1 protein-coding gene is annotated in these 700 nt (G+C 49.1%); it reads left to right on the top strand.

Features of this window, described 5'->3' with window-relative positions:
• The coding region (locus tag ACOI1D_RS21795; protein WP_422504299.1) for a hypothetical protein at positions 1-205 on the top strand (205 nt) is incomplete at its 5' end.
• Positions 206-700: the final 495 nt, after the last annotated feature.

Here is a 700-nt window from a genome sequence, read left to right as displayed (position 1 = left end):
TGCCAATCGCTTCTTTCCAATCATCATGTACTCAGGACGCCAGTCTACCTATTTCCTTGCACGGTTCTCGTGTTCGGCAGCACGTTCTTTTGATAGACCTTTCTTATTTAAGACGGTACGTCTCCCACTCACTATTATTCACAATGTTGACGAAGCAGGTTCCCTTCACCTCCATCTCGCAACTTTTGGTCACGATATGGGTTAGATGACGCTATGCATCCACTCATCCGAGTTTTATCCTCCACACTGTCACCAGCTTTCAACGGCTCGGACCTCATCACTACTACGAAACCTTCCGCCACCTGCAGTACCGTCGGTTCAGCTTTCCCCATATAGGGTTATACCTCCCCTACCTAATGATGTTTACCATTAGGAGTCTACAGTGCTTCCCCCAGTAATTACACATTCTTTTCCGTCCATCCTGACCCTAAACACGTCGATGTGTCCTGTAGGTCTTTCCCCTTTATCTTGTTTCCCTACAAGATATGCGCTTTGCATAGGTTTCCTCGTTTTCTAGGCGAGTCACCCATCATCGCCGCCACCTCTGGTTCACCCAATGTTCCGGGCTGGACTTTGCCTGCAGACCTTCCAGATTCCTCTTCGCAGAGGACACCCTGTCCATCCTGCCTTTAGCAGGCGAGGATGTTGCTTCGGCTACGGTACTTCAAAGGGTAAAGTTACCGTGTGGATTTGAACCACC

This window comes from Virgibacillus sp. DJP39 (genome assembly GCF_049310925.1).
Classification (GTDB): domain Bacteria; phylum Bacillota; class Bacilli; order Bacillales; family Amphibacillaceae; genus Virgibacillus_F.
The sequence above is the reverse complement of the archived record's forward strand: the minus strand, read 5'-3'. Positions and strand labels throughout refer to the sequence as shown.